The 8,532-nt window shown below is 60.5% G+C and carries 8 protein-coding genes and 1 pseudogene; 3 read left to right on the top strand and 6 right to left on the bottom strand.

The window, feature by feature from the left end; all coding sequences use genetic code 11:
• Nucleotides 1-211 precede the first annotated feature (211 nt).
• On the top strand, nucleotides 212-733 hold the full coding sequence (locus JNL55_RS29270) for a ferritin-like domain-containing protein (protein WP_293862984.1): 522 nt from the start codon (nucleotides 212-214) through the stop codon (nucleotides 731-733).
• On the opposite strand, the gene JNL55_RS29265 is transcribed toward JNL55_RS29270, so the two are convergent.
• From JNL55_RS29265 to map, 4 genes are all read right to left on the bottom strand, one after another.
• Nucleotides 730-1,860, bottom strand: a complete 1,131-nt coding sequence (locus JNL55_RS29265) for a glycosyltransferase family protein (RefSeq protein ID WP_293862982.1) — start codon at nucleotides 1,858-1,860, stop codon at nucleotides 730-732. The two genes, JNL55_RS29270 and JNL55_RS29265, sit on opposite strands and share 4 nt — an antisense overlap.
• 51 nt (nucleotides 1,861-1,911) lie before the next feature.
• Nucleotides 1,912-2,682, bottom strand: a complete 771-nt coding sequence (locus JNL55_RS29260; protein WP_293862980.1) for a Crp/Fnr family transcriptional regulator — start codon at nucleotides 2,680-2,682, stop codon at nucleotides 1,912-1,914.
• Nucleotides 2,683-2,696: 14 nt separating this feature from the next.
• The gene (locus JNL55_RS29255) at nucleotides 2,697-3,836 is read right to left on the bottom strand and encodes an HWE histidine kinase domain-containing protein (RefSeq protein WP_293862978.1); all 1,140 of its coding nucleotides are present in this window, start codon (nucleotides 3,834-3,836) and stop codon (nucleotides 2,697-2,699) included.
• Nucleotides 3,837-4,294: 458 nt separating this feature from the next.
• Nucleotides 4,295-5,035 carry a type I methionyl aminopeptidase gene (gene map, locus JNL55_RS29250; protein ID WP_293862976.1) on the bottom strand — a complete coding sequence of 247 codons (741 nt, stop codon included), beginning with the start codon at nucleotides 5,033-5,035 and terminating at the stop codon, nucleotides 4,295-4,297.
• A 137-nt stretch (nucleotides 5,036-5,172) separates the two neighbouring features.
• On the opposite strand from map, the gene JNL55_RS29245 reads away from it, so the two are divergent.
• The gene (locus JNL55_RS29245) at nucleotides 5,173-6,237 is read left to right on the top strand and encodes an MBL fold metallo-hydrolase (protein ID WP_293862974.1); all 1,065 of its coding nucleotides are present in this window, start codon (nucleotides 5,173-5,175) and stop codon (nucleotides 6,235-6,237) included.
• On the opposite strand, the gene JNL55_RS29240 is transcribed toward JNL55_RS29245, so the two are convergent.
• Entirely contained in the window at nucleotides 6,234-6,647 is a 414-nt protein-coding gene (locus JNL55_RS29240; RefSeq protein WP_293862972.1) for a hypothetical protein, read from the bottom strand. The genes JNL55_RS29245 and JNL55_RS29240 overlap by 4 nt on opposite strands.
• Nucleotides 6,648-6,705: 58 nt before the next feature.
• Nucleotides 6,706-7,023, bottom strand: a complete 318-nt coding sequence (locus JNL55_RS29235; protein WP_293862970.1) for a helix-turn-helix domain-containing protein — start codon at nucleotides 7,021-7,023, stop codon at nucleotides 6,706-6,708.
• A gap of 1,162 nt (nucleotides 7,024-8,185) precedes the next feature.
• Between JNL55_RS29235 and JNL55_RS29230 the strand changes: the two are divergent.
• Nucleotides 8,186-8,532 (top strand): annotated as a pseudogene (locus JNL55_RS29230) (GNAT family N-acetyltransferase); the annotation flags it as partial.

Here is an 8,532-nt window from a genome sequence, read left to right as displayed (position 1 = left end):
GGCATGCGCGCGGCGGAGTGCTATGCCGATCTCACTTTGTAGCAATTGCGAGAGACCTGCCTACGGCTTAGGGAGAAGTCTTAGGCGTAGCTAGGAGAATCCGTAGTTCACGGTGCGACGTCGCGCCGTGTACTGCTGATACTGACCGGCTTTCAGGGGTAGGCTGCGTCCGTGACGATCCTGGAGCCGTCTCGTTCATTGGAGGCCACCGATGGCAACAAAAAAGAAACCAGCGCAACCGGCCGCGTCGGCCGCAACCCAGCTGCTGGTGTCGGAGCTACAAGAGATATACAACGCTGAAACTCAATGGGCTCGCGCCGCCGTACGCTTCATCAAGGCGGCGCAAGCGGAATGGCTGCAGCAGTATCTGGACCGGCGCATGGAAACCGGCTCGCAGCTCAGCGAAGATTTGCAGGCCGCTTTCGAACAGCTGCAGCAAAGTCCCGGACGTAAGAAAAACGGGGCGGTCGAAGGTTTGCTCAGCGATGTGCGTGAGCGCATGCAAGCTGTCACCAAAGGTCCAGCGCGGGATGCGGTGTTGATCGCTGGCGTGCAGAAGGTCGAGCACTACTGCATGGCTGCTTGGGGCACTTCACGTGCGTTGGCGCAAGCGTTAGGCATTGAGTCCGTGGCGGAGACCATGGGGCGCGCACTGGATGAGGGCCGGGACTTGGATCGGCAGCTCACCGAGCTGGCAGAACAAGAAATCCTGCCGAAGCTGCTTGGTAGCTAGGGCCTCGACGCGTCGTAGTCGTGAGCGGACACTGGTCTTGGAGACGGCGGCGAGTGCAGCTCTTCCAAGTAGTGAATCAACTGCCGCGCGCGATGCATGCTGGTGTGTTCGTCCAAGGTGCGCTCACGAGCGGTGCGGCCGATCGCCTGTAACTGTTGATCGCTCAGATCCAACGCAGCCAAGGTGTCGGTGCTCGAACGGGCCACCAGAATCTGTTGGTCCGGCGTGTAGAAGTCGTCCAGGCCGCACCATTCATCGCAGAGCACGGCCGTTCCACAGGCCGCAGCTTCGAACAGTCGCGCTGAAGGGCACCAACCCAGGCGAGCCATCGGCTCGCGCGTGACGTTGAGCGTCAGGCGCGATGACGAAAAGAACGCGGCATGTTCCTGCGGCGGCAAGTAGTGAGCGAAATGAACGTTGTCGCTCCAGGGAAAGTGTTCGGGATATTGAGCGCCGCCGATTAGAAACGTCTGTCGCGGGCGCAGGCGCGCCGGAGTCACGAACAATTCTTGGAGCATGACCTGACGATCCGCCGAATACGTGCCCAACCAAGACAGATCCGCTCGATAGTGAGGCAACGGGCCGACAGGATGATGCACGTCGGGATCGACGTGGCCATACAACGCTCGCACGCGATGCGCACAAAGATCGCTGCGTAAGGCTTCAAGAGCCGCACCGCCGGTATAGCTCAGTACTAAATCGAAAGCGCCGAGCCCGCGCCACGGGATGTATGGCACTTGCTTGCCCGAACGAAGGGTTTCCAGCGTAAGTGGTGTATCCAGGTCGTAGTACACAGCCAGCGGCCGGCGCGCATCGAGGATGGTGTCGGTCGCTGCCTGAGCGTCGAAACAGTACGACGACACGATGGCGGTATCGCAAGTCGCGAGCTCACGTCGTGCGCGCGTTTCGATGGCGGCCCAGTCCGAGTACAGCACTAGCTCGCTGTCGCCAAGTGACGGCGGCAACGACGGCCAGTCACGCGAGTTGGCGTAGTGAGGCTCGTCGTGCTCGAAAAAAACGAATTGATGGCCGAGCTCGGTCAGGGCTTTGCCCAAGCCGCGCCACAGCGTGGCGTGACCGTTGCTCCAGGAGGAGCTGATCGTCAGACCGAAGATAGCGAGTTTCATGACGATACCCCACGGGTATGCAGTCGATGCGGCGCGCTGTGCGCGCCGAAGTCAGGGCTTCAATAGCGCGTGACTGGCGCGATCGCGAATCAAGCCGTCGCCTTCCAAATGCAGGTAGCTCGGATCGAACATGGCCAGTGCGCGCAGCCCGGCGAAGTCATGAATCGATAGCGCCTTGCTGCTCATCGAGACCAGGCCGACGCGCCGTAGCTCTTTCAACGTGCGGTTGACGTGCACCGTCGACAGCGCCACCGTGTCCGCCAATTCCGATTGAGTCACGGGTAGCTCGCACCCTTCGGGCGTCGCGAGCCCTACCGACTGCAAGCGCACGTACACCTCGCAAAACAGATGGGCCACGCGCTCCAGCGCAGTGCGCTGACCGATGCTCACCAACCACTGCCGGCCGATGGCTTCTTCGACCAGCGTGTTCCACCAGAAGGCACGGGTCAATCTCGGGTATTTCGAAGTCAGTTCGATGATGGCCTCACGCGGCAGCACGCTGACCGACGACGGTGCGAGCGTGCTGATGGTGTGATCCATCTTCTTCAGAATGAAGACGCGCGCATCGCACATGTCGCCGGGTAGGAAGTAGCCGATGATTTGTCGCCGCCCATCCGGCAGCATTTTGTGACGACAGGCAAAACCGGACACCACCACGGCGACGCCATTGGCTTGTTCGCCTTCGCGCAGCAAATCCTCGTGCGCGGCATAGGGGCGTACCGGACCGGCTGCCTCCTGCAGGGCGCGCTTCTCGTCCTCTGCCAGCTCCGCAAAGTTTTCGAGTTTGCGGATCAGCAGGCGAATGAGACTGGGGTCGGGCATGGAGGATGCTGTTTTCAACTGTTCCTGCCGTCTCGCAGGTCGGGCGGGACTGTGCTGCGCTCGTCGATCGGTAGTTCGATCTCGCAGCGTGCGCCTTCAGGCGTGATGGAGAAACGCGTCACCGCGTCGAGTTCGTAAGGCAACACATGCTCGATCAGTTCCCGACCGAAGCCTCGCCGCTTGGGTGTGGTCTCTGCGATGCTCGCGTTCGATTCGAGCCAGCGCCAGCGCAGCGTCGGCGCAGGCGTCGAGACGATGTCCCATTTCACGGCGATCTGACCGTGCGGGACGGTCAGCGCGCCGAACTTCAAAGCGTTGGTCGTGAGCTCGTGAAATGCCAGCGCCATGGTTCCAGCAGCGCGAGGTGTCAGACGCAATGCCGGGCCGGCGATGACTACCTGGCGCTCCGGCACTGCGTGGGCAGTGAGTTCGGCGCGCACCAGATCTTCGAGTTCGGGCCCGGTGTGGGCATCGATGGTCAGCGCCTGCATACGAGCGGTGGCACTGATGCGTGCTTCCAGGTAGGCGGCGAACTCTTCGGCCGATTCGGCATTCTGGCCGGTGTGACGAATGATCGAGCGGACCAACGCCAATACATTGCGAGCTCGATGCTGTAGCTCACGGGCCTGCGAGCGATGCTCGCTGCGGCACTGTCGAAGTTCGCCTTCGTGCAGTTGTGCTTGCAGGGCGAGTCGGGCAGTCCAGGCCAGTGCGGGCAGCAGCGCGAGGTGCTGAGCGCTCGGTCCAGTGCCATCGCGCCAGAAGAATGCCAAGCCTGAGTAACCGGACTCGGTGCCAAGTGGCACGGTGAGCAAAGTTTCGGCGAAGAGACGCCGGCCCTGCGGCAGCTCGATTGTCAGCGAGGCGCGCTGCTGAACGATGGCCTCACCGCTGTCGACTGCCGACAGGATCAGGCGCTGCAAGGAAGAATTGCCATCCGGCATCGGGATACTGGCGTGCGTGACCGTAGCAATCACGCCAGCCGAGCGATCGGTAGGGACCACGCACAGTCCGTCGGCACCGGTCAGTTCTCGAGCGGCCGTTGCTGTTGCCAGCAGCACAGCATCGATGCTGCGCGCGTTCGCGATGAGTTTGAGTTCGCGATGCAATCGCGCGGATAGCTGCGAATCGGCAGTATTAGCTGACGTCATCATGAGGAACTCATGCCGGTCGTCTGCCAGGAGAGGGTCGACACAATAGGCGCTGTCGGGCCGCTCTGCCACTGGAGGACTCAGCATGTTGTACCGGTCCTGACACCAACTGTCGTTGGTAGCAGGGCGGTGGGTTCCACTCGCGACATTAATCTATGTTAATCGGCGTAGTTATTTTCGATGCGGATCAAGGCGGGACGTCGCAGAGGCGCGGAGAGTAGTCTGCGTGTCGCGACATCCTCAATAACATAGGTAAATGAGAGGCACCGGCGGATGAGCCGAATTGCAGAACCGCCGATTCGGCGCTGGCATCGATGCGAGCTGAACTTTGCTGTTCAGATGCGAGCCACTATCATCTCGCCGCAAGTTCAACTCGCCTTGACCACCGCTGGTGGTTGCGTCTGACGAGTGGCGCGCAACGTTCCGTCATCGGCACGCTGCATTCCGAGTGGCGATGAGCGTCAGGTCACGATGATCGGTCGGCCGCGGGTTACGATCATCGTGTGTTCGAACTGTGCGCCCCGGCTGCCGTCCGGAGTACGCAGCGTCCAACCATCGTCAGCAGTCACCGCCATGGTGGCGCGCGTCGTCAGGAATGGCTCGATGGTGATTACCCAGCCGTCACGCAATAACGTGCGATCGCGCGGCTGGAATGTGTTCGGTACCTGCGGCTCCTCGTGGATGTAACGACCTACGCCATGTCCGCATAGATTACGAATGACGCGGAAGCCGCCGCGCTTGGCGCGCTTCTCGACGGCGCGGCCGATGTTGTTCATTGGCGCGCCCGCAGTCACTTGCTCCATGGCATCTTCGAGCGCTTGGCGAGTCGCCTTCAGCAGCTCTTTATCTTGATGAGACACCTCGCCGACGGCGAAGCTGGCGCCGGTGTCGGCCCAGTAACCGTTGAGCTCGGCCGAGACGTCGATATTGACCAGGTCGCCGGCGCGTAACACGCGTTGTGACGACGGGATGCCGTGCGCCACATCGTCATTGACGCTGATGCAGGTCGTGCCCGGGAATCCATACGCCAACTGCGGTGCCGAGCGTGCGCCATGGCGAGTCAAAATGTCCTTGCCGATCTGGTCCAGTTCGGCCGTCGTCACACCCGGTGCGACGTGAGCGCCCATGGTATCGCGGGCCTCGGCCACGATGGCGCCGATGATTTGTAGCCCTTCGAGATCGTGTCGGCCGTCGATGGACATGGCGGGAAACCTGGCGATTTTGGAGCCGGCAGAGTACCGCACCGCCGGTGGATTTGCCTGGATCGGGTCGCAATCCCGATTTTCCCCGGAATTGCCTACTATGCGGACTGCTGTCGCTGGTTTTGCCGGAGGCTCCCATGTCCTATCCGAAGGCGTATTTGTGGATGGCAATGCTGACTGCATTCGCCGGCGTTACGCACGCGGCCGAGGAGTTTTCGGTGCTTCAGCTGCGAGACAATGTCTTTGCAGCGATGCGTAACGACCCGCCCGGTTTCGCTGTGGAGTCGAACGCCGGTTTCGTCGAATGCGCCGACCATGTGGTCGTCATCGATGCTCAGTCCAACGACGCGACCACGGCGAAAGTGCTGGCTGAGATTCGTCGCCGCACTCACAAGCCGGTGCGTTATCTGATCAACACGCATTGGCACGACGACCACATCGTCGGCAATCGGATGTATCGCGATGCCTTCCCGGAAGCGAAGCTCATTGCACACGCCGCGGCCGTCGACTATCTGCCGGGCAAGGGCAAAAAAAATCGCGATCAGTTTCATCGCGCCATTCCTGGCGTGCTCGACAGCTTTCGCAAAGCGTTGCAGGCCGGCAAGAACAGCACCGGCAAACCGCTGAGCGAGGAGCAGCGTCGCAGTCTGGCAAGTGACATTCGGCTCGGCGAGGGTTACGCAACGGTGCCCGACGACTTCGTCGCGCTGCTGCCGGATATCGCCGTCGAAGAGAACTATTCGATTCGCGACCAGGGCTGTGCCATCGATGTACTGGCGTTAGGTAACGCACACACCACGGGCGACTTGGTGGTTCATCTGCCGGAGCAGCGGGTCGTGTTCGTCGGTGACATCGTCGGTTGGCCGGTGCCGTTGGTGGGTCCGGATCAATCGCGCGTGCGCGAGTGGAGTGGCACATTGACTCGGATCCGAGGCTTGAAAGCAGCCCTGATCGTGCCTGGTCACGGACCGGTCATGCGCGACAACGCTCATGTCGATCGCATCATCAACCTGATGAGCACCATCGTCCGCCGAGTCGATGAAGCGCGTGTCGGCGGCACTGATACATTAGAGAAGGTTCGCGGCGAGATCGATCTCAGAGATCTGCGCCGGGAATTTGCCAGCGGCAGTGAAGTCAACGGCGCGCTGTTCGATGGCTATGTGTCCGGGCCCGCTATCACCAACGTTTGGAATATTCGCTAGTCGATGCGTGCGCGAGAGCGTCGCGTGGCCAGGCAATAGGCCCGGCGGCCGACTTCGAGCAGCACCAAACCTGCTGCGCCAACTTCGAGCAGGATGGTGGTGTTCATCATGCCCGTGTGCGCTGAAAGCGGCGCGACCACATAGTGGCCGAGGCTGTCCATGCCCAGCATGGCGTACACAGCCAGCGTCAGTAGTCCCGCCCCTTCCCAGCCGCGGTATACCAACAGTGCGCCGAGTGCACCGACCGCCGTCATTCCCAGCCAGGCGAAGTAGATGCCGGCGCTGGTCCACGATGCCGGCAAGCCGGGATAGGCAGGCAGAAACTCGGCGTTGTGTATGAAGTGAACCAGGCTGGCCACGGCGTACACGCCAATCAAAACAAACAATAGTCGGTCAGTCGGGCGATGCACGGCTCGGCTCACTCGCGCTTGTTGCGAACAGTTGCGCCAGCTTACCGATTTTCCGCGCTCACACCACCACTTCGATTTCACGCTGCCGCGGCGTTTCGGCCGGCTTGATCACGATGCTCACTCGTTGATTCAAACCTACCAACACGTGCAGCAGCCGTTCCATGGAAATGCCGTTCAACTTGTGATTCCGAATCGCTGAAATCTTGGATTGCGAAATGCCCAGATGCTCGGCCGCCGCGCTCTGATTCAGCTGCCGCTGATCCAGCAGCTCGTTGACCTTGTCCGCCAACAATATTTTCGCCGTCCAACGCTCACCGATCGATTCGCGATAGCCGCCGTTTCTTATTCGCACCCGCCGCGCGGAGCCCCGCGTCATAGCCTTCTCCTGCATTTCTGGCTGGACAGAAATATACGATTTTCGGATGAAGCTCGGCGCAGCTAAATCGCGCTTCAACGATGCGGGGATTTACTGGAGGCCGCTTACACCCGGGCCGCAGCGCGGGGTGGGGCGATCTTTTCTCGCGGCCGCGCGCTTGTTGCCGCGGCAACCGCCACGGATCTGATCGGCCGGGCCTACCAGAACCCCAAAAAAGCGAAAGGGGCCAACCCGAAGGTTTAGCCCCTTTTTCCGCCGTCCGCAGCCCGGCGGGGGAATGCGACGATTATAAGCTCTGATCTCGAAACAGCCATCCGCCATCGAACCGAGCAGGAACATTGCGCTTCAATCGGATCTTCAATGGGTCGGCCCGGAGTGGTGACGGCCGAGGGCGCTGCGTTGCGCGTGCTTACGTATGTGACGACTAAACTCGTCGCTGCGGATGTTCGGCGATCCGCCGCGCAGCCCCATCAATGCCCTGGTCATCTGCTCGCACCCCGATGCGCGGCAGGCGAGGAGCGGCCCTCGGCAGTTGGTTCTCGCGCAGTGTCTCGGCGACTGGTCGATGCAGGATACCGTGCGTTGCTTCACGGATGTAAGCCAAATAAAGAAGCCGTTGAATGACTGGTTACAGTGGTATTTTTCTTGCGCCTTCAGTTAGCTGTGATGTAAAAGCAATATTTTACTTGTGAACCGAGATCAGGTCCTACTCTGACCCGGTCTTTAGTGGAGATCGCCATGCAAGTTATGGATGTTACGTCTTTGCCATTTGTTTTGAGCATCCGGCCAACTTACGTGCAGCGGATACTATCCGGAGATAAAACGATTGAGCTGCGCAGGAGATTTCCTAGCGTACTGGACCGCATGGCGCTGATTTACTCCACGTCTCCGGTGCAAGCGATTGTGGCAACGGCGCGGCTGCACGCCGTGCAGCCGCTAGGTGTGTCCCAGCTTTGGCGCATATATGGTCGGGACGCTGCAGTGACTCGAGCTGAGTTCGATGCCTACTTCGATGGGACGGATATGGGCTGTGCGTTGGTGCTTCGTGACGTGGTTCGCTTTCAGAACCCTATGCACCTCACAGATTTGGCTGAGAAATTCGAGTTTTCGCCGCCGCAGTCCTATTGTTACTGGAAGGCACCCTTACGAGAGCTGACGGCCCATGGTCGGGTTAAAGCTACTGCTCGACACTAACATTCTCATTGCCCTGGAGGATCCGAAGCCGCTGGAGCCGGCGCTCGCGGCGCTTTCGCAAAAGGCGCAGCTGCACGGGCTCGTGCTCTTTATCGATGAGGCTGCTGTGCGTGACATTGAGCGCGACGCCGACCTGGTTCGTCGCGCCAGAACGCTCAGTAAGGTACGTCGGTTTCCTCTGCTGGAGGGCGTGGCTCATACGCCAGATTCCGAACTCTCGGTGAAGTTCGGGCCAATACGAAGCGAGAACGATCGATGCGACGTCCTAATGCTGGATTCGTTGCAGCTTGGGGTCGTTGACTTCCTAATAAGCGA

This window comes from Steroidobacter sp. (assembly GCF_016790065.1).
In the GTDB taxonomy this organism is placed as follows: domain Bacteria; phylum Pseudomonadota; class Gammaproteobacteria; order Steroidobacterales; family Steroidobacteraceae; genus Steroidobacter.
This window is presented reverse-complemented; position numbering and strand designations above follow the sequence as displayed.

What these genes read in the sequence shown, in the direction of transcription:
- map (WP_293862976.1), bottom strand. Translation starts at nt 5,035, where the DNA reads ATGTCCATCGACGGCCGACACGATCTCGAAGGGCTACAAATCATCGGC.
- JNL55_RS29245 (WP_293862974.1), top strand. Translation starts at nt 5,173, where the DNA reads ATGTCCTATCCGAAGGCGTATTTGTGGATGGCAATGCTGACTGCATTC.
- JNL55_RS29255 (WP_293862978.1), bottom strand. Translation starts at nt 3,836, where the DNA reads ATGATGACGTCAGCTAATACTGCCGATTCGCAGCTATCCGCGCGATTG.
- JNL55_RS29260 (WP_293862980.1), bottom strand. Translation starts at nt 2,682, where the DNA reads ATGCCCGACCCCAGTCTCATTCGCCTGCTGATCCGCAAACTCGAAAAC.
- JNL55_RS29235 (WP_293862970.1), bottom strand. Translation starts at nt 7,023, where the DNA reads ATGACGCGGGGCTCCGCGCGGCGGGTGCGAATAAGAAACGGCGGCTAT.
- JNL55_RS29270 (WP_293862984.1), top strand. Translation starts at nt 212, where the DNA reads ATGGCAACAAAAAAGAAACCAGCGCAACCGGCCGCGTCGGCCGCAACC.
- JNL55_RS29265 (WP_293862982.1), bottom strand. Translation starts at nt 1,860, where the DNA reads ATGAAACTCGCTATCTTCGGTCTGACGATCAGCTCCTCCTGGAGCAAC.